Consider the following 26,321-nt stretch of genomic DNA (forward strand, 5'->3'; position numbering starts at 1 on the left):
AGATGGCTCTAACACCTGTAGAAAACCAAACTCCCGGATTTGTTGCTGCGGTAGCCGCCGGGTCAGGGGCCTTCTTTGGCCTGTTTATCGGAACGTCTCAAGGTTCAGGTCCGATGGGAATGCTTATTGGCGCAGTCCTGATGGCACTGCTGGGCTTTGCTTTCACTATGATGACGAACAAGGAAAACCAAATCCGTTGGGCTTTAGCCGCAGCTTTCGTGGTCGCAGGGTTTGCAACCGCGGGCCTACCTGCTGCAGTGCTTGGGGTCTTTTTCGGATGGTTTGCCGGATGGTTTATCTTCTGGCTGGCAACTTCGCGCTATCGCGCCCACCTCGCGCCTTACCTGACCGCTGGTCAGGTCCTGTGGTATTATACGTTTCGTGTAATATGTGGCGTAATTTTTGTCTTCCTGATCACACCGATCTTGGTGGTTATGCCGCTTAGCTTCAACTCTCAGGATTTCTTCACCTTCACCCCAGAAATGCTGCGGTTTGATCCTGCTGGCTTCTCGCTGAAACATTATCAGGACTTCTTCAGCAACCAGGACTGGCAGAACGCGCTGTGGAATTCGGTCAAAATCGCGCCGATGGCCACTCTGCTTTCAGTCACTTTTGGCACATTGGCAGCAATTGGTCTTAGCCAGCCCCATGTACCGTTTCGGCGCGCAATCATGGCGGTTCTAATTTCGCCTATGATTGTTCCACTGATCATCTCGGCTGCTGGGATGTATTTCTTCTACAGCCGTATTGGGTTGCAAGGCACCTATATGGGTGTGGTCATGGCTCACGCTGTTTTGGGCATTCCCTTTGTGATCATCACGGTTACGGCAACACTGGTGGGCTTTGACCGTTCGCTGACACGCGCTGCAGCCAATATGGGTGCTGGGCCGGTTACTACATTCTTCCGGGTACAAATGCCTTTGATCCTACCGGGTGTGATTTCCGGTGGTCTGTTTGCCTTTATCACCTCATTCGATGAAGTGGTGGTGGTGTTGTTTGTAGGTTCAGCTGGTCAAAAGACCCTTCCATGGCAGATGTTCATCGGCCTACGGGAACAGATCTCACCGACAATTCTGGCGGTTGCGACTATCCTAGTGGGTATTTCGGTGTTGCTGCTCGCCACACTTGAATTGCTACGCCGCCGCTCAGAGCGCCTACGCGGAATGTCACCTGGCTGATCTGTGCTAGACTTATCAAATCTAAAGGCCTCGGATCGCTCCGGGGCCTTTTTGTTTTCTACTCCATTTGTCCAAAGAGCACAGAGACCTACGGAGCCAGAACTATCGTAGCCTCTTCAATAAGCTGAGAGAGGCATAACCATCTGGCATCAGTCCGTTAGCCACTTGGTAGGCACGGACTGCGGCAATAGTATTGGGCCCGATCCTACCGTCTGCACCTTGCGTGCTGAACCCCTGACGAGTCAGCAGCATTTGCATTTCCTGGCGTTCATCAAACGTAAGCGACCGGTCCTCAGTTGGCCATTGGGCTTGAATTGGTTTGCCCCCCCGAAGACGGTCACTCAGGTGCCCTACTCCAATCACATAGGCGTCGGCGGCATTGTATCGTTCAATCACCGAGAAGTTTTTGAAGATCATGAAGGCAGCGCCAGAACCGCCAGCAGGTAACAGAATAGCCGCTTGGCCATGGCTTGGCACCAGTTGGCCGTCGATGTCCTTTACACCTAGCAATGCCCAATCCACTGGATCCTTGGTAATTGAACGGTTGGCTAGGCCGTAGTTGAAATCTTTAGGTAGGATTACCTCAACGCCCCACGGTTGCCCCTGAGCCCAGCCGAACCGCGCTAGGTAAGCTGCTGTTGAAGCAAGGGCATCCGTTGGGTCATCTGACCAAATGTTGCGTTTGCCATCACCTGTGAAATCAACAGCATAGGCCAAATATGAAGTGGGAATAAACTGAGTGTGACCCATCGCTCCAGCCCAGCTTCCGGTCATCTGACGCGGTGGGATGTCTCCGGACTGAAGAATTTCAAGAGCTGCAATCAACTGGCTTTCGAAGAAACGGCCCCGGCGGCCGTCAAAGGCCAGAGTTGACAAGGAACGCACCACGTCCATGTCGCCACGATAGGTACCGTAAGAACTCTCCATTCCCCAAACCGCAAGCAATACCTCTTTGTCTACTCCATACATGGCTTCAATATCTTCCAAACGTCTGCTCAGATTTTGTAGTTTGGTAATTCCGCTTGCAATTCGTTTGTCCGAAACGGCGCTGTCGAGATACTGCCAGATTGTTTTGGTGAATTCAGACTGATTTTGGTCACGCCGGACTACTTCAGGATCGTAAACTACTCCTTCAAAGGCTCGATCCAGGGTAGCAGGAGAAATGCCCTGAGCTGTCGCGCGTTTACGGAACTCAACAAGCCAGTTCTGAAAATCGTGATTTGAAGACATACCACTGCTTGATTTAGCCGAATTTATATCGGGACGGGTTTTTGGGCGCATAGCAGATACGAGGGCGAGCCGGGTGTCGGGTTGCTCTTCGAAAAAAGCGATTGGTCGACTCTCAGGAGGCAAAGAAACTTCGGGTGCGTCCGCCACAGCACCAGTTCCGGCTAACGCAACAAACATGGTCAACGTCCATATGTGCATTCTGCACCTCATTTTTCTGCTCGTGAGAAATGTAAGCGCTCTGGCTCCGCCGAAAAAGAGGTCAGTCTTCAGTCGCGCGGGGTTCCGCCGTTTTTGAAGGGGGGGGAGCGGAGGTTTGCGCCGCCTGCCTTTCCGCTCGAATTTTGGCCAGGGCATCACGTAACATAGCCACCCGATGTGGGCGGAAGCTTTGAGTGGTGACCTGCAGTTCCGACATCCGGTCTAACCGAAAAATTCGAAAATCTTTCCTCAATTTGCACCAAGCGATCAACACGGTTGAGCGGTCAAAATAGATCAAACCCAAAGGCTTTACCTGACGACATGTAGAGGCTCCATTTGCGTCGGTATAGTCGAACTGAACCTCCAACTCTTCCCAAGTGGCGTCTCGCAGATCCGCGACCTTGATTTTAGGTGCTTCGGGACGCTGAAACCGATGGGCGGCCAATACAGAATGACGCAAGCGATGTGCCTGGCGTGGTGGTAACCTGCCTTGCAACTTACGTAGTGCCTCACCTGCTGCTTCGGCCAGATCGGGGTCGCCGATCTGTTGCACTTCACGCAATCCAAGCACCAGGGCCTCAAGTTCGGTATCACGAAAGCCCATAGGTGGCAGGGCATTGTCTTCAATGAGTGTAAAACCATATCCGGCGGCACCATCAATCACAGCACCCATTTCACGAAGGGTTGCGATATCACGATGAATACTGCGGGCGGACACACCCATTTCAAAACCAAGGCCGGCAGCGGTTTTGGGGCCGGGGCCTTGGCGCAGGGCTTGCATGAGTTGGAAGAGGCGATGAGTTCTGGACATGACTCATATTGACTACACCTAATGACAGTAACTGTCATTAGCGCCCGTTAGGTGAAGGGCAGAAATCAAAATAGGAAATGATACATGCTGACCCTTCTAACCTATCCTCGAAATGGCGATGTTTTTAGCCTCAGCCCATTCTGCGTTAAAGCAGCACTGCTTTTGGCCTATTCGAAAAAAGCTTGGCAACGGGAAGATTTGAATGATCCGCGTAAAATGCCTCATCGCAAGCTACCCGTTCTGAAAACTCCAGCAGGATTGGTTGCAGACAGTGTCGAAATTCGTAAGTATCTCGAAAAATTGGGAACGGATTTTGATCACGGGCTGTCAGTGCGTGAAAAGGCTCAATCTCAATTCCTTATTAGATTTGCTGAAGACAACTTGTACTTCCATGTCGTTCAAGACCGTTGGTTAAACGACGCAGTTTGGCCGACCATTAGGGATACATATTTCAAAGAAATACCTGCGTTAATCCGTCGGCCGGTAACGAACTCAATCCGCCGGTCTGTCCGTAACGGGCTGGCGTTTCAGGGTACAGGTCGGTTTAGCGACGGTGAGCGCTTGGCGCGATTGGATCAGGACTTGCAAGCCGTGACGTCACTGTTGAAGGACCGTGGCTTCCTGTTTGGCAGTCAGATTACAAGTGCCGATTTCAGTGTCGCTTCAATGCTGCAGGCTCTGCAAACAACGATGGTCGAAACAGATATTGTTCGCCGTGTCAGTGGCGATCCAAAATTGAGCGGTTATATTAACCGGGTGTTCCAAGAGGCCGTTCCTTTGCCATGAAGTATCCTTTTCCCAGTGCCAAGATTGAAGACGCGTTTGATCTTGGTGACACTGAGGCGCGCCAGGGGTTGTTGGCACTGCGTGATCTGATTTTTGAAACCGCTACTGACCTACTAGAAGCGGGTCGGATCGAGGAGGCGTTGCGTTGGGGACAGCCTGCATACCTGACGCCCGAAACCAAATCGGGGTCTACAATCCGGCTGGGCGTACCTAAGGGCGCTCGGTTTGGATTGTTCGTACATTGCCAAAGCCGGCTGATTCCCGAGTATCTGACAACGTTTCCAGCTTGGGATCGTGTAGAAGGAACTCGGGCAATACTATTTGATCACGCCAGCGAGATAGAAAGCCTGCGGCATGGGTGGCTGATTAAACGGGCTTTGACCTACCACCTTCGTCCTGCCGCAAAAGGATAGATGGTGCGTGCTAGCACGCACCCTACCATGTCAGCGCTTTTTTCGTACGACCTTGCGTTTGATCTTGTCAGTTTTCCGTTTGATCTTACTCGCCTTACGCTTCCCACCTGAGCGCCCTGCCGGACTTGTTCGACGGCTGCGGGGCAGGGGTTTGTCATCAAGGGTCAGCAATTCAAGTTGCAAGCCTCCGGTCACCGGAGTGGCCTCGGTTAGCCGGACTGTTACTTGCTGGCCGATGGCAATGATCAACCCGGTATCGGACCCCATCAGGGTGCCCGCATCTGCGTCAAAATGAAAGAACTCACGGCCCAGACTACGTACGGGAATCAACCCGTCGGCACCGGTTTCATCAAGCTTCACAAAAACACCAAAACGAGCGATGCCATTGATTCTACCGGTGAATTCGTTGCCAACGCGCTCGGATAAAAAGGCCGCCAGATACCGATCTGTGGTATCTCTTTCGGCCATCATCGACCGTCTCTCGGTGTCAGAAATATGGGTGGCAGTCTGTTCCAGTCTATCGACTTCAGCTGGATCTAACCCATCTTTACCCCATCCATGTGAGGTAACCAGTGCCCGATGTACGATCAAATCTGCGTAGCGGCGGATTGGTGACGTGAAATGCGCATAGTTGCGCAGCGCCAGTCCGAAGTGTCCGAAGTTTTCGATACCGTAATAGGCTTGGGTCATGGACCGTAACGTAGATATATTAATCAGCTCGGCTTCATCAGTACCAGCGGCGGCATTTAGAAGAGCGTTCAGATGCCGCGTTTGCAGAACCTGTCCTTTGGCCAGAGTAAGTCCTGCAGCCGCAGCGGTTTCACGCAAGGCATCTAGTTTCTCCGGGGACGGTTCTTCGTGGACCCGGAACAACTGTGGTGCACGTTTGGCAATCAGTGTTTCAGCGGCAGCGACATTCGCCAAGATCATGAATTCTTCGATCAGCCGGTGCGCATCCAACCGCTCGCGGAAGTTGACCGATTTGACAGCTCCATTCTGCCCGAGAATAATCTTACGTTCGGGCAAGTTTAGTTCCAGCGGCTGACGGGCCGCGCGGGCCGCTTTTAGGGCTGCATAGGCTGCGTATAGCGGTTTGATGACATCTTGCAGAAGTGGCCTTGTTCGGTCATTTGGTGCGCCATCCATGGCCTCTTGCACTTCGCCGTAATGCAGCGAAGCAACGGATCGCATTAACCCACGGACAAATTTGTGCGCAATCTTGTTCCCTTCGGCATCCAATTGCATCCGGACGGCAATACAAGGACGCGGGACACCTTCGTGTAAGGAACAGAGATCCCCCGAAAGTCGATCCGGCAGCATGGGTACAACACGGTCGGGGAAATAGCTGGAGTTGCCGCGTTTGCGGGCCTCGCGATCCAATGCAGTTCCTGGGCGCACATAGGCAGCCACATCTGCAATAGCGACCCAGACCACATGACCACCGGGGTTCTTGGGGTCATCATCTGCGTGCGCATAACATGCGTCGTCATGGTCGCGCGCATCTGAGGGATCGATGGTGACCAATGGCATGTCACGAAGGTCTTCACGGCCCTTTAAGGGCATAGGCTTGGCCGCGTCAGCCTCAGCAACAACGGCATCGGGAAACGCGTCAGGGATGCCGTGTTGATGGATAGCAATCAGTGAGACTGCCTTGGGCGCAGATGGGTCACCTAGGCGGTCAACAACTCGGGCGCGGGGGAGACCCATACGGCCCTTGGGGCCCGCTTGTTCTGCCTCGACCAGTTCACCGTCACGGGCACCATGGGTGGCGTCATCAGCCACGATCCATTCATTTGAAGCGGATTTATCGATGGGCACAATGCGGCCACCTTCCGATCGCTTGCGGAAGATCCCCAGCACGCGTTTGGGGTTGGACCCAATGCGGCGGATGAGCCGGGCTTCGTAGTTATGGTCGCCTCCTTGCACTACGGTGAGGCGCGCCAGAATGCGGTCGCCTTCCCCCAATGCCGGATCACTGGCGCGCGGCAGCACGAGTACAATGGGTTCGACCCCTTCACCGTGCCATTCCAGTGGCTGTGCAAACAGATCGCCATCGGCATCGGGGGCTTTCACCAGCAGCACGGAAACAGGCGGCAACCGGTCCGGATCACCATAGCTTTTCTTGCGCTTTTCAAGATGGCCTTCAGCCTCTAGCTCTTTCAAAGCTCGCTTTAGATCAATGCGGTCAGACCCCTTGATACCAAAGGCTTTGGCAATGTCGCGTTTCGAGGTGAGGGTCGGGTTCGCTGAAATCCAGTCGAGAATTTCAGCCTTGGAAGGTATACGGCTCATACTCCCGCCTAACATAGCAAGCGGATAAGGTCATCGGCTAAAATGCCGGGTGGTTTGTGGCAGATCTTCGATAGTATCAACGTCACGCAAGCGATCTATCAGTGCAATGCGATATCCTGGCAGGGTGGTTAGGGTGTCATTCAATGCGTGCTCACTTGACCAACGGACATCGGCAAACAGGCCCGGTGGCTGGCGGCGCGGATACTTCATGCCCACCAGCCAATATCCGCCATCCAGCGCTGGTCCAAACACTGCATCGTGGTCACCCAAACTGTCAAAAGCGCGGGCAATATGGGACTGCGTGATGCCGGGGATATCAGCACCAATTAAACAAGTGGGGCCACCGGGTAAGCCCGCATTTGCACTGCGTAACATCCGTGCCATGCGCTGCCCAAGATCGCCACGGCCTTGGGCCAGTCGGGGAAGCTCTGTGGGCCAGACCGGTGAGTGCACAGCACAATCTGGAGCCACCGCAAGAACAATGCGCCAGCGTGGGTCGTGCAGGCGCCGAAGCAGACGCGCAGATTGATGGCGGAACCACCAGGCAGCGCCCACCATGCCTAAGTCCCGTCCCAGTCGGGTTTTCACCCGACCAGCTTGTGGCAGTTTAAGCATGATCACCAAAGTACGGGGCAACCAAATTGCCTCTACGAGAAAAAGTCTGTCAAAATTCGACTGTATACTGCTTTTAGCTGGTGAATTTGGGCCACTTCAACGCGTTCATCCACTTGGTGCATGGTGCGCCCAACCAGTCCAAATTCTACAACGGGACAGTGGTTTTTCACGAACCGTGCATCCGAGGTGCCGCCGGTGGTTGATAGGGTGGGTTTCACTCCACATTCGGCTTCAACGGCTGCGGCCACAAGGTCCGACAACGGGCCGGGCGGGGTAATAAAGCTTTCGCCAGAAACTTTGACATCTACATTGATCTGCAAGTCAAATTCAGTGGCAATTTTGGCAGTTTCTTGTTGAAGCCATTGGGTCAAACTCGCACCGGAATGTGCGTCATTGAAACGGATATTCACGGCAGAGGTCACCTGCGCAGGAATCACGTTGGTTGCTGTATTGCCGGTGTCGATGGTGACAACTGCCAATGTTGACGCGTCAAAGTGATCAGTGCCCTTGTCCAATTCGTGGCTGGCTAACTGGTCCATAAGCCGTACCATGGCGTTTAGCGGGTTATTGGCGCGATGGGGATATGCCGAATGACCCTGTATTCCAATAACTGTAAACCGGGCAGTGAGCGAACCGCGGCGGCCAATCTTGATCGTTTCACCCATTTTGTCGGGACATGTGGGCTCTCCGACCAGACAGGCGGTCATCGCTTCGCTCTCTGTGGCCATATAGTCCAGCAATGCGGTGGTGCCATCTATCGATTCGCCTTCCTCATCACCTGTAATGGTCAGGATCACGGCGCCTTCAGGTGGCGTGGACTGTACAAAATCAATTGCTGCAGCAGCAAATGCAGCGACCCCCGATTTCATGTCAGTAGCCCCGCGGCCATACATGAATCCGTCTTTTTCCTCTGCGCCAAACGGTGGCATGGTCCAGGCCGACTCGTCACCCAAAGGCACCACATCGGTGTGGCCGTTAAAACCAAAAGTGCGGGGGTGCCCTTTATCGCCCCAGCGGGCAAACAGGTTGCTGACTTCACCTCGGTCGGTACGGGTGCAGACGAAACCAGCCTTGCCTAAAAGCTCTTCCAGCAGCACCAATGCACCGCCTTCAACTGGGGTGACCGAGGGGCAGCGAATGAGTTCAGCGGTCAGGCGGGCGGGGTCGGTCAGGGACATCTGTAGGCTCCGGTAAATCTGTAATGTCTTGGCGTAGCGCGAAATCAGATATGGTGCAATTCACCAACTCAGAAGCGATCACCGCAGATCTTGCGCATAAATAGTTTTTAGGACTGATCCGCACCGCAGGCCCAGCAACACACTGACGCACCAAATATTGTACAGCGGGCTTTTGGTGTCACAGTCAAGGTTGGACTGTAAGTTGGACAAGTTCGAGACGCTTGCTTGACGAAGGTGTTCAGCCTAAGAAAAATGGTAACCACATATTCCCATGATCTGAATGGCCCCTTGCTCCGATCCATTGCCTATTTCTGTATTCTGCTACTGACTTGGGGCCAGCCCCTGACAGCGCAGAACTTGACGGTTGCTACCGTCACCCGACCACCGTTTTCCATGATTGAAAGCGGCGGTGATACTGGTTTTTCAATGGAGCTGCTCGAGGCACTTTCCAAGCGTCTGAACTGGAACTACAGCATCAGTCGGCAGGAGGGGTTTTCCGATATGCTCGATCTGGTGCGTAGCGGACAGGCTGATCTGGCAATCGCGAATATCTCCATCACCGCAGCCCGCGAAACGGAGATGGATTTTAGCCATCCCATTTTTGAAAGTGGTCTACAGATGATGGTGCAGGCGGAGGATGTGCGTGAGCCGTCGCTTCTTAAGGCGCTATTGTCCTGGGACTTAGCAGCAGCCATTGGAATCGCATTTGTGTTGTTGCTCGGTGGTGGCATGCTGATGTGGGGATTTGAACGAAGGGCTCAACCTTACTTTGATAGACCGCTGAAAGAGGCTTGGTTCCCATCGTTTTGGTGGGCGTTGAACCTAGTGGTTAATGGTGGCTTTGAGGAACGGGTCCCGCGTACTCCGATTGGCCGTATGTTTGGTGTGATACTCGTAGTTTCGTCGCTGTTTGTGGTGTCTGTTTTTGTAGCCAAGATCACAGCAGTGATGACCGTTGATGCCATCAATGGAAGCGTCAATTCTGTGAATGACCTGTACGGAAAACGAGTGGGCACAATCCACGGTTCAACAGCCGCTGGATTTCTGGATAGACGTGAAATTGACTATAACAGCTACGACGGGCTGACTGAGCTGTTGGATGCCTTTGAGACAGGTAACATTCGAGTGGTGGTCTTTGATGCACCGATTCTCAGCCATTACAGCTCTCATCAGGGCAGTCAGTTTGGTCGCACAGTTGGTGCGGTGTTCCTCAAAGAAAATTATGGCATTGTTTTCCCGGAAGGCTCGCCCTTGGTCGAAGATGTCAACCGCGCCTTGTTGGCGCTGCGCGAAGACGGAACATATGATTCCATCTATCGTCACTGGTTTGGGTCTCGCAACTAAGCCGGTGCCAAGCGTTTAATGGACAGTGTTGTCTTCGTCACCAAAGAACGGGGTCATCTGCGCAACAATCACTGAATTCTCTTCCAGGGCCCGCTGCATCAGTTCGCGTTCTTCGGTCTCGATTTCATGCCCCTCGGCTTCACGTTCGGCTAAGGTGCCATATCCAGTGACATCCAGCGGTGCGGTGTCAGCTTGCTTTAGAATAGCAACTGTTTCACGCACGGCTTCGGCTTCATCGATGCCCGAGGCATAGATCATAAGAGCCGCACCAGTGGCGTCTTTGGGCAGCCCGTCGCCCTCTTTGCGTCCGATTTGAACGACAAGCGTATAGACCTGCTGGCGGGATATTTTCTTCTTTTCCATGCCGCTGCCATACCCCTGTACTGGGGCCTTGGTCAACTAGGGTCCCCAAAAGGTCTGCGAAGCACGGTCCAATGTGCAGAACTGGTTGGGTAATTTTCTAATATGAAACTTTTGTAGTCTAGGAATTGGGTCAAAGCATTAAATCAGGATTTTGTTATGGCCATCGCTTCAGAGCTCCCAATTGATACCACAGCTACTGCAATGGACATGGCTAATTCCATGTTCGGCAATGGTGTTTCTATCGTCGACGCTAGCTATTCAGGCGCGCAGTCTGCCTCGGGAATTTATAGCAATGGCGATACAGTGGCGTCAGGTATCACGCCATCTGACACTGGTGTCATTTTGTCTACCGGCAATGCTGCTGATATTACCAATAGTTCCGGAGATGCGAATTTACGCGCCGATACATCAACCAACAATCATTTGGATGGAACCAGTGAGCTGGACGCGTTAGCGGGCATGGAAACGTTTGATGCTGCAGTGTTTGATGCCACTTTTGTACCTGAAGGCTCGGTCCTGACGATGCAGATTACCTTCTCGTCTGAGGAGTATCTGGAATATGTGGACTCTGGATATAATGACGTTGTTGGTATCTGGGTCAATGGCGTGCAGGCGGAGTTGACCATTGGCGACGGTGATATTTCCATCGACAATATTAACGATAGTTCGAATCAAAACCTCTATGTCAACAATGCTGCTTCTGACGATCCTTACAATACCGAGATGGACGGGTTCACTATTACAATGACCCTCAAGGCACCTGTTATTGCGGGTGAGGAAAACACAATTCGTATCGGCATAGCAGATGCTGGCGATGGCGTGTATGATTCTAACTTGTTGATTGCAGGGGATTCCGTACAGGTCGAACTTATTGCATTGGATGATGACCTAACCATTTCCGGAGACGGATCAGAAACCTTGGATATCTTGGGCAATGATATCAACGAAGGAGGTGCGTCATTAACCATCACCCATATCAACGGCCAGCCTGTATCTGCTGGTGATACTTTGGTCCTGCCAACGGGCGAAGAGGTCACCTTGAATGCTGATGGTACGTTGGCAATTTCCAACGACACAGATGTCGATGAAACCAACACATTTACCTATACGGTTGCAGATGACTTGGGAAATACAGATGTTGGTATTGTTGAAGTTACAACCGACACAAGCCTGCCAGGGGCGGCATGTTTTGTCGCGGGCACTTTGATTGATACCGTTGAAGGGCCAATAGCAGTTGAAGAGCTGGAGCCTGGTTGCCTGGTTGAGACACGCGATCACGGAGCGCAACCGTTACGTTGGATTGGCCGTAGTCCCCGCCGCGCCGAAGGCGCCGATGCTCCAGTCGTTTTTGCCGCAGGTGCGCTGGGCAATCATCATTGTATCGCCTTGTCTCCCAACCACCGGGTGATGATTGCGTCAGAACGTGCGGAGCTTTTGTTTGGTCAGTCCGAAGTCCTGATCAAAGCCAAGCACCTGGTCAATGACTGTTCGATTCGCGTGCAGGCCGATGGCAAGCCTGTGGTTTATGTGCATTTGCTTTTTGATCAACATGAGATCATCTGCGGTAACGGGTTAGAGAGTGAAAGCTACCATCCTGGTGCTGAAACGCTGGATGCTTTTGACCCTGAAACACGGGCTGAAGTCATAGATCTAATTGAAAAATGGCAGGGGTACGGCCCCTCTGCGCGTCCAGCATTGAAGTCACATGAAAGTCGGTTGTTGTTGCACTAAGTAATCAGTATTGTGTGCTCATCCTATAACCGGGATGAAAAGTCATTCTTACAAAAGTGACCGGTTGTTGCTGAAACCACGTGGTGCGTTCCATTTGGAATAGTGGTGCGCCCGGAGGGCAAGTTAAAAATTCCGACATCTGGTCGTTTGCAGCAATGGCCAGAAAGGTAATTTCAGCGTTTGAAAACGGCATTTCTGAAAGCAACCATTCATTTGGGCCAACCGCTTTGAAATCGGCTTCACCCACCTCAGGAACGGCAGCGATGTTGATCCAGCGTTCTTCGAATTGGAACGGTCTGTTGTCAGCATAGTGCATGCAATGCAAATGCAGAACCTGTGCATCAGCCTGCAAGCCGACCTGCGAGGCTAGCCAGGCTGGAGCGGTAATTTGCTGTCTCATCACCAATGCGTAACGGTAGGTCGCATTGATTTCTTCGATCTGCTGCCGGACCACTGCGATATCCAGTTTGGCTTGCTTGACAGGCGTCATAGCCACCCGCGTACCGCTTTTGCGTTTGCGATCAATTATGCCGCGATCAGCCAATTCACGCAGCGCCCTGTTCACGGTGGCGCGGGCACAGCCAAACTCTGCTGCCAGTTCCAGTTCGGTTGGCAACAACGCACCCTGCGGCCAGTGCCGGTCTTCAATGCGCCGCAGAACCTCGTTGCGGACATCCTGAAATCCGGTTTTCTTTCGTTGTGTCACTGGTTGCCCTATCACTGGAATTAGCTCTGGCTTAATGACATTATGTCTGCATTAAAGCGGGAATGTAAAGGAACCCCTATGCGCTTATCTATCAACCAATCTGCAGCGGTACAGTGGAAAAACGGTGGTGGAACTACTCATGAGTTGGGCCAGCGTGTCGAGGCGGGTGAATTAATTTGGCGTCTAAGCTTGGCGAATATCGAAAAAGACGGCCCATTTTCGATCTTTCCAGGTCTGTGCCGAATCCACACGATAGTAGCGGGACAGGGGCTTTGTCTTTCTGGTGATGGCAATACCCTCTTGGTTAAGCCATTTCAGCCTGTGTCGTTTGATGGGGGCCTTAAGCTTGAGGCGCAGTTGGCAGATGGTCCATGTCGGGCCTTTAACGTAATTTTCGACCCCAGACGGGTTCAGGCAACAGCTCATCTACACACCACAGGCACCATGACTGTGGATGTCGGAGAGCACGCCCTATTCGTCTTGGCGGGAGAGATGGACCTTGGTGCAGCTGGGTGTTTTTCCAAGTTTCAAGGATTGGTATTGAACGGTCCCGCCACCGGTGAAATATCCGATGGCGGGGTGGTGCTGCATATCTGTTTCGCGCAGACCTAAATTGCCGATAGCAAGCTGTGGATAGCCTGACGATATTTGGCGACAATGGCCTCGCGCGATACATGACGTCCGCTCTGCACTTGGTGGCGCCCCGCAGACCATAGATCGGTGACAAGTTTATCCCCGGCGGCAAAGCATAGACCATCGAGAATCTGATCGTCGCGCAGCGCGCATAGTGAAGGAGTGGTGCTGTCAATTGCGACCAGATCTGCCAATGCGCCCACCTCGATCTGTCCAGCCTTGCGGCCGAGTGCCTGGGCGCCTCCGACAGCCGCGCCCAGATAAAGGGTTTCACCCACCGACCCCTCGCCGGGGATGATTACATTACGGCTGAGTTCACGTAACCGCTGTGAATACTCCAGCATTCGCAGCTCTTCAGGCAGCGAAATCCGTACATTTGAATCCGAACCAATGCCAAAGGAACCGCCGTGAGCCAGATATTCAACGCCGTTGAATGGGCCGTCACCCAGGTTGGCTTCGGTGATTGGACACAAGCCAGCCACAGCGCCAGACTGCGCCATATCTTGGGTTTCTGCGTTGGTCATATGGGTCGCGTGGATCAAGCACCATGTGTCGTCAACCGGTGCATTCTGTAACAGCCATTCCACTGGCCTTGCACCTAGCCAAGCCTCAACATCAGCAACTTCTTTGGGCTGCTCCGCGATGTGGATGTGTGCAGGGTTGCCAAGTTGAAGCGCCAAAACCTCTTTTAGATCATTGGGGCAAGTGGCACGAAGAGAATGAGGTGCGATACCCACTCGGGTATCGGCGGGTAGGAGGGAGGTTGCAAGTTGCCGGGCCTCAGTTACCAGATTGCTATACTCGTCAACGGTGTTGCCAAATCTCTTTTGACCGCCACCCAAATCGGCCTCACCCGCACCGCCATAGCTATAGAGAACTGGCAGATGGGTTAGACCAATCCCTGTTTCGCTGGCAGCGGCAAAGACTCTCTGGCTCAGCTCACTAATCGAACTATACCGTGTCCCACCGGGTTGGTGGTGCACATAGTGAAACTCGCCGACAGAAGCATAACCAGCTTCCTGCATCTCCATAAACACCAAGGCAGCTATAGCTTGGTATTGTTCCGGCGTTACATGCTCCACAAATTGGTACATCAACTTCCGCCAAGTCCAGAAACTATCCTTTCCAGCGGCTCGAACCTCGGTCATCCCTGCCATCGCACGCTGAAAACTATGTGAATGCAGGTTTCCAAGCGAGGGCAGCAGGGTTTCGACAAGCATATCCCCTGGCTGCGCAGTTGTGTCCATCTGCAGTGCAGTGATCTGCCCCATATCGTGGGTCAGCCGCAAGTCGTGAACCCAGCCGTCAGGAGTACAGGCGCGTTTGGCGAATATAGTCTGCATGTGACCCTCTTATGTATAGACATAATGATGTTAATCTCATACCTTCCCCTCATCAAGAGATTTGCGAGGGCGGAATGAAAGAAACATCCCAGTATGTTCTGGCCAATGTAAACGTGGCCACGATGGTACCAGAAGCCGAGCCGTACGGAATGATACCTGCGGGAGCAGTGGTTATTGCCGGTGGAAAAATCCAATGGGTTGGTGTTGCGGCTGATTTGCCCGAAACCTACGCCAGTTGGACGGTACAGGATATGGGCGGTCGATTGGTCACGCCTGGTTTAATCGATTGCCACACCCATGTGGTGTTTGGGGGCGACCGGGCCCAAGAATTCGAAATGCGCCTGAACGGAGCCAGCTACGAAGAAGTGGCGCGGGCAGGCGGTGGTATTGTCTCTACCGTTTCGGCCACACGCTCTGCGACATTAGATGACTTGGTGGCCTCAGCATTGCAGCGTCTCGACGCCTTGATCGCTGAAGGGGGCACTGTGGTAGAAGTGAAATCCGGATATGGTCTGGACCACGAGACCGAACTGACAATGCTGCGAGCAGCCCGTCAATTGGCCAAGCTGCGTCCCGTGACCATCAAAACCACGTTTCTTGGGGCCCACGCGGCCCCCGCCGAATACAAAGGTCGCGATGATGACTATATCAGCGAGGTCTGCATTCCAGCCCTACGCGCTGCACATGCAGAGGGGCTGGTAGATGCTGTTGACGGATTTTGCGAAGGTATCGCCTTTGGCCCGGAACAGATCGAGCGGGTATTCAAGGTGGCGCAGGAATTGGACCTGCCAGTCAAGTTGCACGCAGAACAGCTAAGCCATCAGGGCGGTACCCTACTGGCTGCCCGATATGGTGCGCTGTCCGTTGACCATGTAGAATACGCCAATGAACAAGATGCAGAGGCAATGGCGGCCTCTGGCTCTGTTGCAGTGATACTGCCCGGCGCCTTTTACACCCTGCGTGAAACGCAGGCCCCACCAATTGAACACTTTCGCAGCCACGGTGTGCCAATGGCATTGGCAACCGATTGCAACCCCGGCTCTTCGCCGATGACCTCTCTGCTATTGGCAATGAATATGGGGTGCACCTTGTTCCGCATGACCCCGGCAGAGGCATTGGCTGGTGTAACCCGCAATGCCGCTCGTGCCCTGGGCATGGCAAACCGGGGCCAAGTTGCGCCGGGATTGCAGGCTGATTTGGCGGTCTGGGATGTCAAAACCCCCGCAGAGCTCGCTTATCGGATTGGCTTTAATCCGCTCTACGCACGTATCCATAAAGGTGAAATATGATCTCGTTAATGCCCGGCGCGGTAACTCTTGCCACGCTTAAAGACATCTACCGTAATCAAACTCCGGCACAACTGCACGACAGCGCACGCCCGGCTGTTGAAGCCGCTGCACAAATGGTCGCAAGCGCGGCGGCTGGGGAAGATGCAGTTTATGGCATCAACACCGGTTTTGGAAAGCTGGCCAGCAAAAAGATCGCGCCCGAAGATACGACCACACTGCAGCGGAATTTGATCCTGTCGCATTGCTGTGGTGTTGGCGACCCGCTGCCCGAAGACAAGGTGCGGTTGATGATGACGCTCAAGCTGCTGTCGATGGGGCGCGGCGCTTCCGGCGTTCGGTGGTTAGTAATAGAGCAGATTGAACAGATGCTGGCGCATGGGGTCATTCCAGTGGTTCCCTCACAGGGGTCAGTTGGGGCTTCGGGCGACTTGGCGCCACTGGCACATATGGCGGCGGCAATGATTGGCGCGGGCGAGGCCGCCTATGAAGGCATTCGCATGACCAGCCAAGAGGCCTTGGAAAAGGCAGGTTTAGAGCCAATAGTTCTGGGTCCAAAAGAAGGTTTGGGCCTGATCAACGGCACCCAATTTTCGACAGCGTGCGCCCTTGCTGGGCTGTTCGATGGCTGGCGTATGGCCGAGGCCTCAATGGTTATTGCCGCGCTTAGTACTGACGCGATTATGGGTTCAACTGCGCCGCTGCTGGCTGATATTCATTCGCTGCGTGGACATGCTGGTCAAATCGACGTTGCTCGCGAAATGCGAACAGTTATGGAAGGATCTGAGATCCGCGAAAGTCACCGCGAAGATGACACTCGGGTACAGGACCCATATTGCATTCGTTGTCAGCCACAGGTGCTGGGCGCTGCATTAGATGTGTTGCGAATGGCCGCCAGTACACTCGAAATCGAAGCCAACGCAGTGACCGATAACCCGCTCGTTTTGGTCAATGAAGGCCGCATTGTCTCGGGCGGAAATTTCCATGCGGAATATGTGGGTTTTGCTGCTGACCAGATTGCACTGGCTCTGGCAGAGATTGGTGCAATCGCCCAACGCCGGGTGGCTCTCATGGTTGACCCAACTCTCAGCTACGACCTACCGCCATTTCTAACACCGAATCCAGGTCTCAATTCTGGGTTTATGATTGCTGAAGTCACCACCGCTGCATTGATGAGCGAGAACAAGCATCTCGCCAACCCGTGTGTTACCGACAGCACGCCCACCTCGGCCAACCAAGAGGACCATGTGTCGATGGCCGCCCATGGTGCGCTGAGGCTAGGACGCATGAATGACAATCTATCGGTGATATTAGGCGTTGAATTCCTTTGCGCTGCGCAAGGGGTCGAGGCCCGTGCACCTCTGGCCACATCAACAAAACTGAATGATGTGATTGCCATGTTGCGGAGCCAAGTCCCGACACTTGGAGAAGATCGGTATTTGGCTCCGGACATCGAAACCGCCAGCACAATGGTGCGCGATGGAAAGGTGGCAACAGCTGCCGGGTTGGAGGTCGCCGCATGATCGAAACGATCCAAGGTAATAGCCCAGTGGTGCTGGGCCTGCCTCACACAGGAACCGAGGTGCCGCCTGAAATTTGGGATGGGTTGAACGAGACCGGGCAGGCGCTTGCTGACACTGATTGGCATATCCATGACCTGTATGCAGGGCTGGTTGCCGATATCACCAGTGTACGTACCCCCATCCACCGCTACGTGATCGATGTAAACCGTGACCCGGCAGGAGAGTCCCTGTATCCCGGACAGAATACGACTACGTTGTGCCCGCTCACTGACTTTGATGGCCAGTCAATTTATCAATCTGGTGCTGAACCAACTGCAACAGAAATTTCGCGGCGCCGTGATCTTTATCATACGCCGTATCACGCGGCTTTGCAGGGTGAGCTGGAACGGGTCAAGGCGATCCATGGATTTGTCATTCTGTATGACTGTCATTCGATCCGTGGCGACATCCCTTTTCTGTTTCAGGGGCGGTTGCCAGATTTCAATATTGGCACCAACTTGGGCGCGACATGCGATGGCGCAATCGAGACGCTGGTTGCAAATAGGTGTACCGCAGCATCGGGCTATTCCAGCATCCAGAATGGCCGCTTTAAGGGCGGCTGGACCACACGTCACTACGGCCATCCAGCCAAGGGGCAACATGCTATCCAGATGGAACTTGCACAGGCCACGTACTGCGCCGAGACATCTCCCTGGACTATGATTCCTGACAGGGCTGGCACTCTGCGCACCCATCTCACCGACATTCTCACTGACCTGAAAAACTGGAGACCGACATGAGCGATCCCCGCAAAAACACTCGCGACATCTATCCACCAACTGGCACCGAAATCACGGCCAAGTCTTGGATGACCGAGGCACCAATGCGGATGCTGATGAACAATCTACATCCAGACGTTGCAGAAAACCCGCACGAGCTGGTTGTCTATGGCGGTATTGGCCGCGCAGCGCGCACCTGGAAAGATTTCGACATGATTGTCGACAGCTTGAAATCACTGGAGGACGATCAAACCCTACTGGTCCAATCCGGTAAGCCGGTTGGGGTCTTTCAAACTCACAAAGACGCGCCACGGGTGCTTATCGCGAATTCAAATCTGGTGCCACACTGGGCCAATTGGGATCACTTCAATGAGCTCGATAAAAAGGGTTTGATGATGTACGGTCAAATGACCGCAGGGTCATGGATCTACATCGGTACCCAGGGCATCGTGCAGGGTACTTATGAAACTTTTGCAGAAGCGGGCCGTCAGCACTACAACGGTGACCTGACCGGCAAGTGGGTTCTTACCGGCGGTCTCGGTGGTATGGGTGGCGCACAGCCTTTGGCAGCCGTGATGGCCGGGGCAAGTTGTCTCGCGGTGGAGTGTAATCCCGACAGCATCGACTTCCGTCTGCGTACCAAGTACCTGGACGAAAAGGCAGAAACGCTCGATGAAGCTCTAGAAATGATCGACCGCTGGACCGCAGCAGGTGAAGCTAAGTCGGTCGGCCTTTTGGGCAACGCTGCCGAGATTTTCCCTGAACTGGTCAAACGCGGTGTGCGCCCAGATATCGTGACAGATCAAACTTCGGCACATGACCCGGTAAATGGCTATTTGCCACTGGGCTGGACCATGGGAGAATGGAAAACCCGTCGCGAAAGTGATCCCAAAGGGGTGGAAAAAGCCGCTCGTGCCAGCATGAAGGTGCAGGTTGAAGCGATGTGCGAGTTTCATGCTCGCGGCATTCCGACCGTCGACTATGGCAATAATATCAGGCAGATGGCGCTAGAGGAAGGTTTGGAAAACGCTTTTGATTTCCCAGGCTTTGTTCCTGCATACATCCGACCACTGTTTTGCCGCGGAATTGGCCCGTTTCGTTGGGTAGCTCTGTCAGGGGATCCAGAAGATATCCGCAAGACTGACGCTAAAATGAAAGAGCTGTTTCCGGATAACAAAGATCTGCATAACTGGCTCGACATGGCGCAGGATCGTATCGCGTTTCAAGGCCTGCCAGCACGGATCTGCTGGATTGGTCTTGGGGATCGTCATAAGGCGGGGCTGGCTTTCAATGAAATGGTGCGCACTGGTGAGTTGTCCGCGCCGGTAGTGATTGGTCGCGATCACCTAGATTCGGGGTCTGTAGCCTCACCCAACCGTGAAACCGAATCTATGATGGATGGGTCAGACGCCGTATCTGACTGGCCGCTGCTAAATGCGTTGCTGAACACCGCATCAGGCGCCACCTGGGTTTCACTTCACCACGGGGGTGGCGTTGGTATGGGCTTCTCGCAACACTCGGGTGTGGTAATATGTTGTGATGGGACTGAAGATGCCGACCGCCGCGTAGGTCGCGTGCTATGGAATGATCCAGCTACAGGTGTCATGCGCCATGCGGATGCAGGATACGACATAGCCAAGGATCACGCCCGTGAGCATGGGCTGAACCTACCGGGTATTCTCTAACCAGTCGGGGGCTCTGCTCCCGCTGCAAGCAGCTCCCCCGGGATATTTATAGCTAGATGAATGCAGGATCCTTGCTTCATCTAGCCGACAATATCCTGGGGTCTGGGGCAGAGCCCCAGCCGCCGCAGGTCAAAGAATTAGTCACGTAGCAATTCATTGATGCCAGTCTTGGAACGCGTCTTTGCATCGACGGTTTTCACAATCACAGCGCAGTACAGGTTGATACCATTTTTAGACGGCATCGAGCCGGATACCACGACTGAATAAGGCGGGACTTCGCCATACATGACTTCGCCGGTTTCACGATCAACGATCTTTGTCGACTGGCCAATGTAGACGCCCATGCCCAGCACCGCGCCTTCACGCACGATGCAGCCTTCGACCACTTCAGAACGCGCACCGATAAAGCAATTGTCTTCGATGATGGTTGGGCCTGCCTGCATAGGCTCCAACACGCCACCAATGCCAACACCGCCAGAGAGGTGCACGTTTTTACCGATCTGAGCACAGGAACCAACGGTGGCCCAGGTGTCTACCATGGTGCCTTCATCGACATAGGCGCCGAGGTTCACAAACGAAGGCATCAGCACAACGCCAGGTGCAACAAAGGCAGATTTCCGAACAATGGCGTTGGGGACTGCACGAAAGCCGGCGGCTTTCCATTGGTTTTCACCCCAACCCGCAAATTTGCTGTCCACTTTGTCCCACCAGCTGCTGCCCTGCGGGCCACCGGATTGCATCTCCATATCCTTGATGCGAAAGCCGAGCAGAACCGCTTTTTTGGCCCATTGGTTTACGTGCCAGTCGCCGTTTTCCATTTTTTCAGCAACACGCAGGCTGCCACTGTCGAGTGCATTCAGCGTATCCTCGATGGCCTCCCGGGTCTCTCCGATTGTTGCAGGAGAAATGCTATCGCGTGCCTCCCAAGCGGCTTCGATTGCGGTTTCCAGCTGGGTGTTGGACATGTGATTAGCTCCGAAAACAGAATGGTTTGGGCTTTCATAGCGGCAATTGTGGGGGAGGTCATTGCCGGATTGCGCCGAAAGTGGCGTTGTTGGGCGACAAATAGCGCCTTCCCTCAGGTTTAAGGAGTTGGTTTACGTTTGGCGTCGACATAGCTGCGACGGTCTGCACCGGACAGGCTGAGCCAGCGCAGTCATGACTATCACATATCTGAACTGCAGCTGTAGGGTTGAACAGCTTGATTAGGCGTGTGGTGTATCGCGGCTAGCGAACACGACGTAGATGTCGGCGAAGTATTTCACAGGCAGCAGTCGTGTCCCGGCGGCCCATCGCCTGAACAATGGCTGCATGATCCTTGTCAACGCGGCGAGTCCAGCGATGTTTCCAGTTGGCAAAAAGATGGCGCGCCGAGGCAATGTGCAGGTCGTCAATTGTTGCCAGTAACCTGGGCATGGAGCACGGGGTTAGGATGACTCGGTGGAAGTTTCGATTGAGAACCTCCCAGGACTGCATATCCTCGGCTTCATCACAAGCGAGACGGGCAGCTTCGGCTGCATCCACATCATCCTGCGTCTGTTTGGCGATGGCATGTGTCAGAGCCAATATTTCCAATGAAACTCGCATTTCGATGACTTCGAGAATTTCCCCTGGATCCAGCGCTGTCACCCGTGTGCCACGTCTGGGAATGGACTGCGCTAACCCATGGGCTTCCAGCCGCAACAACGCCTCGCGCACCGGCACATGGCTGGTGTCGAACTCGCGGGCGATATGGTCTTGGCGTAATTTCTCACCTGCAGGTAAGTCACCCGCAACAATACGTTCGCTCAGGCTATGGTAGATTGTGTCGGCAATTGTCGCTGTCATAGATAATAGATAAAATCGACGCCGCCGACCTGCAAGCGCTATCCTAGTGGATCTGGTGCGATATTTCCGCCGCAAATCAACACAGCTACACGCTCGTCTTCTGCCGGACAGTACGCTCCTGACATTAGGGCTGCCAAAGCGGTGGCACCTGCTGGTTCGACTAGGATACGATGTTGGGACCACAAGGCTTGCTGAGCTTTGGTGATCGCTGCATCACTGACTGTAAGCGACTCGATGCCTTGGGAAAGTGCCAGATCAAAACAGATCCCGCCAATTCGTTTGGCCCCTAACGCATTGGCAGCTACTCCAGACACTTCAACGTCGACGGGTGTATTGGCCTGCAAAGCGGCATTTAGTGCTTTTGATGTTTCCGGTTCAACTGCCACCACCTTTTTCTCACCTCCAAACCAGGCCATTGCCCCAGAGATCAGCCCGCCGCCGCCCACTGCAATTAGCAATGTGTCGGCTTGCAGCCCCTGTGCCTGCCATTCGGAAAAGCAGCTCCCTTGCCCGGCAACTGTGGCAGGAGCGTCATAAGCATGCACCTGCATCGCACCCGTTTCGGTTTCGTACTTCTGGGCCAGCTCCATGGCATCGGAATATGCCCCCGGCACTACTTGCAGATCAGCGCCTGTATTTTTGATCAGTGCGATTTTGGAAGGACCTGCCATTTCAGGAACGTAAATACGCACCTTGTGGCCCAGTTTGTGCGCTGCATACCCCACTGCGGCGCCATGGTTGCCACCTGATGCGGCCACCAGTCCAGCGGCTGGCACTGGTTCACTTAGCAGCGTGTTAAATGCCCCACGCGCCTTAAAGCTTCCGGTGTGCTGCATGTGCTCCAGCTTTAGTTCGACCGGGAAATTCAGTCCAAATCCATTGACTTGCATTGTTGGTGTAATTTGTGTGTGGCCTGCAATGCGGTCCGCCGCTGCCTCAATTTTACTTTTCCAGCCCATCATTCACGCCTTTGCCTAGTGTTGCGGCAATGGACATTATAGGCTGAGGGAAAACAAGCAAGCAGGATCCAAAAAATGAATGATGACCGCCACAGCCGTTTCCGCGATGCCCATTCTGACAGGGATCAGGCTGGACACGTTCCGTCAACACCGCAGACTGATGCGCCTGCATATCGTTTAGCCTTTGCAGATGAGGATTTTCTCTGTCGTGAAGAATTGCGGCCGGTGCGGCTACAGTTGGAGCTTCTGAAGCCGCAGTTGTTGCTGGACGAACGTGGTATCGAAAGCACCATTGTGTTGTTTGGCGGCGCCCGTATTCCCGATCCCGAACATAAGGATAAGGCCCGAACCCAGACATTGGCGAATTTATCTGATTTTTATGATGAAGCACGTGAATTTTCCCGCTTAATGACGCTGAAGTCAAAAGAGAGCGGTGGCCGTGAAAATGTGATCGTGACCGGGGGCGGGCCTGGCGTGATGGAGGCTGGTAACCGTGGTGCTGTGGATGCGGGCGGGGCCTCTATTGGGTTAAGCATCGTGCTACCGCATGAGCAGGCGCCGAATGAATATGTGACGCCTGATCTCAGCTTTAATTTTCACTATTTTGCCATTCGGAAAATGCACTTTTTGATGCGCGCTCGGGCGATCTGTGTGTTCCCCGGTGGTTTTGGCACGATGGATGAGCTGTTTGAAAGCCTGACCTTGATCCAGACAGGCCGGATGGAACGTGTCCCGTTCCTGCTGTTTGGCAAGGAGTTCTGGCATAAAGTTATCAACTGGGATGCGCTGGCGGATGCAGGCACCATTTCAGATCAGGATCTTGACCTGTTCCGGTTTGTTGATACGGCGCAAGAGGCGATGGAGCTCATTGAAAACTGGGAGCCCGCACCGCCGCGCGATAGTCTTCCTGGGCGGGAAAAATAATCCGCCCCAAAATCTATTCTGCAATCAAAGATCTGTGTAGTGATCAACCCATGTCTGTTGGCAATACACCCAGTTCAATGCCTTGGGTCAAGCTGGTCAGCACCTGTTTGCCGCTCACATCTTTGATTGCATAGCCATAGCCTTTGAGCCGGAATTTCCACTCGCGCGCGCTCAGTGCTTTTGCTTTTTCGTCACGTACTAGGGCCAGTACGCCGTCTTCGATCATGCTGCCGCCGATATCTGCCTGTGCCATTGTTCAGTTCTCCTGACTTTGATTGTTCTCAAGAAGGAAACTGATTGTTCAGGATGGCGGAAATTTACCGGAATTGAGGAAATTTTGAGACGTATTAGGGCAGCTTGCCCAACGGGTGAATAAAGTGTTGAGGATTTCTTTGGCTCCAGTCTCGCCTCACAGAGGCTGGAGCTTAGTCTGACTTTCACCCAGGGAAAGAGGTTTGCGCCTCCCCTGGGCTTTGCGGAACCTTCAAGTCAACAAAGTTGATTCAATCAGCGGGTCAGGAATTCAATCCAGCCTCTGCCTCGATCTGCTTGCGACTTTTGCGGGCACGCTCGGTGGCTGACTTCAGCTGGCCGCAGGCGGCCATAATGTCTTCGCCACGCGGTTTGCGGATGGGTGAGGCATAGCCAGCGTCGTGAATGATATCCGCAAACGCGTGGATTCGGTTGCCCGAACTGCGCTTGTACGGCGCGCCTGGCCATTCATTGAACGGGATCAAGTTGATCTTTGCCGGAATACCCTTGATCAGCTCGACCAGCCGGTGGGCGTCTTCTTTACTGTCGTTGACCCGGTCCAGCATCACGTACTCAAAGGTGATGCGTTCTGAGTTTGCAACACGAGGGTAGTCACGCAAGGCTTGCAGTAATTTCTCTAGGTTCCAGCGTTTGTTGATTGGCACCAACTTGTCGCGCACTTCATCCGTGGTGGCGTGGAACGAAATCGCTAGCATGCAACCGATTTCATCAGCCGTGCGGGCAATTTCTGGAACGACACCACTGGTTGACAAAGTGATGCGGCGACGGCTGAGTTGAATGCCTTCGGGATCCATCGCGATTTTCATCGCGTCGCGGACGTTTTCAAAGTTGTACAGCGGCTCACCCATACCCATCAGCACGATATTGGACAGACGTCGGGTGTGGTCGTCAGAGCGGGTGCCGGGTACTGGCCATTCGTCGAGATCGTCACGCGCCATCATTACCTGTCCGATAATTTCGGCAGATGTCAGATTGCGAACCAATTTCTGGGTGCCGGTGTGGCAGAATGAACAGGTTAGGGTGCAACCCACCTGAGATGAGATGCATAGGGTGCCGCGATCGGTTTCGGGAATATAGACCACCTCGACCTCGTGACCGCCGGCGATACGAACCAGATATTTGCGAGTGCCATCTTCGGACACTTGTCTGGTGATCACCTCTGGAATTTCGATGACACAACGCTCAGCCAAGTCTGCGCGCAGGGACTTGGACAGGTTGGTCATGTCGGCAAAATCGCGTTTACCCCACTGATAGATCCACTGCCAGATCTGCCCAACTCGCATCTTGGCCTGCTTTTCTTTGGTGCCCAACTTGATCAGGGTTTCGCGTAGTTGTTCACGAGTTTGGCCAACAAGATTGATCTTGCCGCCCTCAGGCAGCTTGCGCGGCAGGGTCAGAACATCTTGGGTAATCGGTGCGTCAGCAGTCATGGCTCGGAACTCGGCAATAAGGGGTGGATGCGGCTCTATATAGGAGATTGCGCCAAGATCAAAAGAATTCGGTGCATATTGTGATCTAGAATAAGAAAACCCCGGTCACCAAGAGGTGCCGAGGTTGTTTTGAATTCACTGGCTTGCAGCCTATTTGGTGCAGCGTTTGTCGGCGTCTTCAATTGCTGCGGTAAAGCCCAGCAACGAGAAACTGTCCTGGGTCTGGGTGCCGCGTGCGGAACGCGCAGTTAACACCGCCTGCGATCCACGCTTCATTGCGGTAATGATCTTTGCGTCATCCGCGGCAGTAGCAGGCCAGGCCCATTCACCATCTGTAAACAGCTCAAATTCTGTTTCGCCAACCGTCATGTTCACGGTTGATCCCGGGGCAAATGGATAGCCGCCGGTAAAGGTCACCTGACCATTGTCGCCACCGTCTGGGCGGTAGAACACAAAAAGCTGAATTTCGCTGCGCCGCACGGCTACAACGCGACCATCGCGGGTGTTTACCGATTCCTTGGGGGCAGAGACGCCCCAACATTCAACCGGGTCATTCCCCTGAAAAACACTCCAGTCCACGTTGGCGGCAACGCGGTTGGTGCTTTGGGTTTGTTGTGCATATGCAGTAGTGGCGACCATGCCTGCCAGGCACAGGCTCATAACTGCATGGGCAAATTTCGATGCCATTTGTCCCGACTCCAAGACTGTCATAACCTCAATAATGCCAGAGTGCCTGCAGTGTTACCCACTGTCTAGACTTGTATCCCTCGCATGTTGACACAAGCATACTAACGTCATTAGCACCACTGGTGAAAGTGCGATTGGCAGGAAATCG

Annotated in this window: 25 protein-coding genes; 11 read left to right on the forward strand and 14 right to left on the reverse strand. The window is 53.7% G+C overall.

Annotated elements, in window-relative coordinates; genetic code table 11:
• The first annotated feature begins 2 nt into the window (after window positions 1–2).
• The gene (locus tag FEE96_RS00085; protein ID WP_138160889.1) at window positions 3–1,178 is read left to right on the forward strand and encodes an ABC transporter permease; all 1,176 of its coding nucleotides are present in this window, start codon (window positions 3–5) and stop codon (window positions 1,176–1,178) included.
• A gap of 102 nt (window positions 1,179–1,280) precedes the next feature.
• On the opposite strand, the gene FEE96_RS00090 is transcribed toward FEE96_RS00085, so the two are convergent.
• Together FEE96_RS00090 and FEE96_RS00095 are read right to left on the reverse strand one after the other, a co-directional pair.
• Window positions 1,281–2,585 (reverse strand): lytic murein transglycosylase, encoded by a 1,305-nt coding sequence (locus FEE96_RS00090; RefSeq protein WP_246079228.1) that lies wholly within the window; start codon window positions 2,583–2,585, stop codon window positions 1,281–1,283.
• A gap of 82 nt (window positions 2,586–2,667) precedes the next feature.
• Window positions 2,668–3,417, reverse strand: a complete 750-nt coding sequence (locus FEE96_RS00095; protein ID WP_138160893.1) for a helix-turn-helix transcriptional regulator — start codon at window positions 3,415–3,417, stop codon at window positions 2,668–2,670.
• Between the two features lie 84 nt (window positions 3,418–3,501).
• On the opposite strand from FEE96_RS00095, the gene FEE96_RS00100 reads away from it, so the two are divergent.
• Both FEE96_RS00100 and FEE96_RS00105 read left to right on the forward strand, forming a co-directional pair.
• Window positions 3,502–4,203, forward strand: coding sequence for a glutathione S-transferase family protein (locus FEE96_RS00100; protein ID WP_138160895.1), 702 nt, complete (start codon window positions 3,502–3,504; stop codon window positions 4,201–4,203).
• Window positions 4,200–4,616: a DUF1801 domain-containing protein gene (locus tag FEE96_RS00105; RefSeq protein WP_138160897.1), complete on the forward strand. Its 417-nt coding sequence runs from the start codon at window positions 4,200–4,202 to the stop codon at window positions 4,614–4,616. Before FEE96_RS00100 ends, FEE96_RS00105 begins: the two co-directional genes overlap by 4 nt.
• Window positions 4,617–4,646: 30 nt before the next feature.
• Here FEE96_RS00105 and rnr read toward each other — a convergent pair whose 3' ends face one another.
• The 3 genes from rnr to dapE are packed head-to-tail and all read right to left on the reverse strand — an operon-like array spanning window position 4,647 to window position 8,701.
• Window positions 4,647–6,908 (reverse strand): ribonuclease R, encoded by a 2,262-nt coding sequence (rnr, locus tag FEE96_RS00110; RefSeq protein ID WP_138160899.1) that lies wholly within the window; start codon window positions 6,906–6,908, stop codon window positions 4,647–4,649.
• A 30-nt stretch (window positions 6,909–6,938) separates the two neighbouring features.
• A complete protein-coding gene (locus FEE96_RS00115) occupies window positions 6,939–7,544 on the reverse strand; it encodes a TIGR04282 family arsenosugar biosynthesis glycosyltransferase (RefSeq protein WP_138160901.1) in 606 nt (201 codons plus the stop codon).
• An 11-nt stretch (window positions 7,545–7,555) separates the two neighbouring features.
• Complete coding sequence (gene dapE, locus FEE96_RS00120; protein ID WP_138160903.1) at window positions 7,556–8,701, reverse strand: succinyl-diaminopimelate desuccinylase; 1,146 nt, start codon at window positions 8,699–8,701, stop codon at window positions 7,556–7,558.
• Window positions 8,702–8,953: 252 nt separating this feature from the next.
• On the opposite strand from dapE, the gene FEE96_RS00125 reads away from it, so the two are divergent.
• Complete coding sequence (locus tag FEE96_RS00125) at window positions 8,954–10,045, forward strand: transporter substrate-binding domain-containing protein (RefSeq protein ID WP_138160905.1); 1,092 nt, start codon at window positions 8,954–8,956, stop codon at window positions 10,043–10,045.
• A 15-nt stretch (window positions 10,046–10,060) separates the two neighbouring features.
• Here FEE96_RS00125 and FEE96_RS00130 read toward each other — a convergent pair whose 3' ends face one another.
• A complete protein-coding gene (locus FEE96_RS00130; protein ID WP_138161628.1) occupies window positions 10,061–10,408 on the reverse strand; it encodes a hypothetical protein in 348 nt (115 codons plus the stop codon).
• Between the two features lie 156 nt (window positions 10,409–10,564).
• On the opposite strand from FEE96_RS00130, the gene FEE96_RS00135 reads away from it, so the two are divergent.
• The gene (locus FEE96_RS00135; RefSeq protein WP_138160907.1) at window positions 10,565–12,139 is read left to right on the forward strand and encodes a choice-of-anchor L domain-containing protein; all 1,575 of its coding nucleotides are present in this window, start codon (window positions 10,565–10,567) and stop codon (window positions 12,137–12,139) included.
• 4 nt (window positions 12,140–12,143) lie between these two features.
• Here the strand turns inward: FEE96_RS00135 and FEE96_RS00140 are convergent, their stop codons facing one another.
• Window positions 12,144–12,845: a histidine utilization transcriptional repressor HutC gene (locus FEE96_RS00140; RefSeq protein WP_138160909.1), complete on the reverse strand. Its 702-nt coding sequence runs from the start codon at window positions 12,843–12,845 to the stop codon at window positions 12,144–12,146.
• A gap of 78 nt (window positions 12,846–12,923) precedes the next feature.
• Between FEE96_RS00140 and FEE96_RS00145 the strand changes: the two genes are divergently transcribed.
• Window positions 12,924–13,457 carry a HutD/Ves family protein gene (locus FEE96_RS00145; RefSeq protein ID WP_171021575.1) on the forward strand — a complete coding sequence of 178 codons (534 nt, stop codon included), beginning with the start codon at window positions 12,924–12,926 and terminating at the stop codon, window positions 13,455–13,457.
• On the opposite strand, the gene FEE96_RS00150 is transcribed toward FEE96_RS00145, so the two are convergent.
• Window positions 13,454–14,821, reverse strand: a complete 1,368-nt coding sequence (locus FEE96_RS00150) for a formimidoylglutamate deiminase (RefSeq protein WP_138160913.1) — start codon at window positions 14,819–14,821, stop codon at window positions 13,454–13,456. The two genes, FEE96_RS00145 and FEE96_RS00150, sit on opposite strands and share 4 nt — an antisense overlap.
• 74 nt (window positions 14,822–14,895) lie before the next feature.
• On the opposite strand from FEE96_RS00150, the gene hutI reads away from it, so the two are divergent.
• Genes hutI through hutU form a run of 4 tightly spaced genes read left to right on the forward strand, consistent with a single transcriptional unit; the run spans window position 14,896 to window position 20,073 of the window.
• On the forward strand, window positions 14,896–16,110 hold the full coding sequence (hutI, locus tag FEE96_RS00155) for an imidazolonepropionase (RefSeq protein ID WP_138160915.1): 1,215 nt from the start codon (window positions 14,896–14,898) through the stop codon (window positions 16,108–16,110).
• On the forward strand, window positions 16,107–17,630 hold the full coding sequence (gene hutH / locus FEE96_RS00160) for a histidine ammonia-lyase (protein ID WP_138160917.1): 1,524 nt from the start codon (window positions 16,107–16,109) through the stop codon (window positions 17,628–17,630). The genes hutI and hutH overlap by 4 nt, the downstream gene beginning before the upstream one ends.
• On the forward strand, window positions 17,627–18,409 hold the full coding sequence (hutG, locus tag FEE96_RS00165) for an N-formylglutamate deformylase (protein ID WP_138160919.1): 783 nt from the start codon (window positions 17,627–17,629) through the stop codon (window positions 18,407–18,409). Before hutH ends, hutG begins: the two co-directional genes overlap by 4 nt.
• Window positions 18,406–20,073 (forward strand): urocanate hydratase, encoded by a 1,668-nt coding sequence (hutU, locus tag FEE96_RS00170; protein ID WP_138160921.1) that lies wholly within the window; start codon window positions 18,406–18,408, stop codon window positions 20,071–20,073. Before hutG ends, hutU begins: the two co-directional genes overlap by 4 nt.
• Window positions 20,074–20,210: 137 nt before the next feature.
• Here hutU and dapD read toward each other — a convergent pair whose 3' ends face one another.
• The 3 genes from dapD to FEE96_RS00185 form a co-directional block, all read right to left on the reverse strand.
• Entirely contained in the window at window positions 20,211–21,038 is an 828-nt protein-coding gene (gene dapD / locus FEE96_RS00175) for a 2,3,4,5-tetrahydropyridine-2,6-dicarboxylate N-succinyltransferase (RefSeq protein ID WP_138160923.1), read from the reverse strand.
• A gap of 262 nt (window positions 21,039–21,300) precedes the next feature.
• Window positions 21,301–21,900 carry a GntR family transcriptional regulator gene (locus tag FEE96_RS00180; protein WP_138160925.1) on the reverse strand — a complete coding sequence of 200 codons (600 nt, stop codon included), beginning with the start codon at window positions 21,898–21,900 and terminating at the stop codon, window positions 21,301–21,303.
• 38 nt (window positions 21,901–21,938) lie between these two features.
• Window positions 21,939–22,859, reverse strand: coding sequence for a threonine/serine dehydratase (locus FEE96_RS00185; protein ID WP_138160927.1), 921 nt, complete (start codon window positions 22,857–22,859; stop codon window positions 21,939–21,941).
• 75 nt (window positions 22,860–22,934) lie between these two features.
• On the opposite strand from FEE96_RS00185, the gene FEE96_RS00190 reads away from it, so the two are divergent.
• A complete protein-coding gene (locus FEE96_RS00190; protein WP_138160929.1) occupies window positions 22,935–23,783 on the forward strand; it encodes an LOG family protein in 849 nt (282 codons plus the stop codon).
• Window positions 23,784–23,826: 43 nt separating this feature from the next.
• Here FEE96_RS00190 and FEE96_RS00195 read toward each other — a convergent pair whose 3' ends face one another.
• From FEE96_RS00195 to FEE96_RS00205, 3 genes are all read right to left on the reverse strand, one after another.
• Window positions 23,827–24,036, reverse strand: coding sequence for a hypothetical protein (locus tag FEE96_RS00195; RefSeq protein WP_138160931.1), 210 nt, complete (start codon window positions 24,034–24,036; stop codon window positions 23,827–23,829).
• 262 nt (window positions 24,037–24,298) lie between these two features.
• Window positions 24,299–25,486 (reverse strand): dual-specificity RNA methyltransferase RlmN, encoded by a 1,188-nt coding sequence (rlmN, locus tag FEE96_RS00200; protein WP_138160933.1) that lies wholly within the window; start codon window positions 25,484–25,486, stop codon window positions 24,299–24,301.
• A gap of 150 nt (window positions 25,487–25,636) precedes the next feature.
• On the reverse strand, window positions 25,637–26,173 hold the full coding sequence (locus FEE96_RS00205; RefSeq protein ID WP_138160935.1) for an invasion associated locus B family protein: 537 nt from the start codon (window positions 26,171–26,173) through the stop codon (window positions 25,637–25,639).
• Window positions 26,174–26,321 lie beyond the last annotated feature (148 nt).

Source organism: Parasedimentitalea maritima (genome assembly GCF_005771405.1).
Lineage (GTDB): Bacteria > Pseudomonadota > Alphaproteobacteria > Rhodobacterales > Rhodobacteraceae > Parasedimentitalea > Parasedimentitalea maritima.

What these genes read in the sequence shown, in the direction of transcription:
- FEE96_RS00190 (WP_138160929.1), top strand. Translation starts at nt 22,935, where the DNA reads ATGAATGATGACCGCCACAGCCGTTTCCGCGATGCCCATTCTGACAGG.
- hutH (WP_138160917.1), top strand. Translation starts at nt 16,107, where the DNA reads ATGATCTCGTTAATGCCCGGCGCGGTAACTCTTGCCACGCTTAAAGAC.
- hutG (WP_138160919.1), top strand. Translation starts at nt 17,627, where the DNA reads ATGATCGAAACGATCCAAGGTAATAGCCCAGTGGTGCTGGGCCTGCCT.
- dapD (WP_138160923.1), bottom strand. Translation starts at nt 21,038, where the DNA reads ATGTCCAACACCCAGCTGGAAACCGCAATCGAAGCCGCTTGGGAGGCA.
- rlmN (WP_138160933.1), bottom strand. Translation starts at nt 25,486, where the DNA reads ATGACTGCTGACGCACCGATTACCCAAGATGTTCTGACCCTGCCGCGC.
- FEE96_RS00090 (WP_246079228.1), bottom strand. Translation starts at nt 2,585, where the DNA reads ATGTTTGTTGCGTTAGCCGGAACTGGTGCTGTGGCGGACGCACCCGAA.
- FEE96_RS00135 (WP_138160907.1), top strand. Translation starts at nt 10,565, where the DNA reads ATGGCCATCGCTTCAGAGCTCCCAATTGATACCACAGCTACTGCAATG.
- FEE96_RS00105 (WP_138160897.1), top strand. Translation starts at nt 4,200, where the DNA reads ATGAAGTATCCTTTTCCCAGTGCCAAGATTGAAGACGCGTTTGATCTT.
- FEE96_RS00185 (WP_138160927.1), bottom strand. Translation starts at nt 22,859, where the DNA reads ATGGGCTGGAAAAGTAAAATTGAGGCAGCGGCGGACCGCATTGCAGGC.
- FEE96_RS00095 (WP_138160893.1), bottom strand. Translation starts at nt 3,417, where the DNA reads ATGTCCAGAACTCATCGCCTCTTCCAACTCATGCAAGCCCTGCGCCAA.
- FEE96_RS00130 (WP_138161628.1), bottom strand. Translation starts at nt 10,408, where the DNA reads ATGGAAAAGAAGAAAATATCCCGCCAGCAGGTCTATACGCTTGTCGTT.
- FEE96_RS00085 (WP_138160889.1), top strand. Translation starts at nt 3, where the DNA reads ATGGCTCTAACACCTGTAGAAAACCAAACTCCCGGATTTGTTGCTGCG.
- FEE96_RS00125 (WP_138160905.1), top strand. Translation starts at nt 8,954, where the DNA reads ATGGTAACCACATATTCCCATGATCTGAATGGCCCCTTGCTCCGATCC.
- rnr (WP_138160899.1), bottom strand. Translation starts at nt 6,908, where the DNA reads ATGAGCCGTATACCTTCCAAGGCTGAAATTCTCGACTGGATTTCAGCG.
- FEE96_RS00100 (WP_138160895.1), top strand. Translation starts at nt 3,502, where the DNA reads ATGCTGACCCTTCTAACCTATCCTCGAAATGGCGATGTTTTTAGCCTC.
- FEE96_RS00195 (WP_138160931.1), bottom strand. Translation starts at nt 24,036, where the DNA reads ATGGCACAGGCAGATATCGGCGGCAGCATGATCGAAGACGGCGTACTG.
- FEE96_RS00150 (WP_138160913.1), bottom strand. Translation starts at nt 14,821, where the DNA reads ATGCAGACTATATTCGCCAAACGCGCCTGTACTCCTGACGGCTGGGTT.
- FEE96_RS00180 (WP_138160925.1), bottom strand. Translation starts at nt 21,900, where the DNA reads ATGACAGCGACAATTGCCGACACAATCTACCATAGCCTGAGCGAACGT.
- FEE96_RS00145 (WP_171021575.1), top strand. Translation starts at nt 12,924, where the DNA reads ATGCGCTTATCTATCAACCAATCTGCAGCGGTACAGTGGAAAAACGGT.
- FEE96_RS00205 (WP_138160935.1), bottom strand. Translation starts at nt 26,173, where the DNA reads ATGGCATCGAAATTTGCCCATGCAGTTATGAGCCTGTGCCTGGCAGGC.
- hutI (WP_138160915.1), top strand. Translation starts at nt 14,896, where the DNA reads ATGAAAGAAACATCCCAGTATGTTCTGGCCAATGTAAACGTGGCCACG.
- dapE (WP_138160903.1), bottom strand. Translation starts at nt 8,701, where the DNA reads ATGTCCCTGACCGACCCCGCCCGCCTGACCGCTGAACTCATTCGCTGC.
- hutU (WP_138160921.1), top strand. Translation starts at nt 18,406, where the DNA reads ATGAGCGATCCCCGCAAAAACACTCGCGACATCTATCCACCAACTGGC.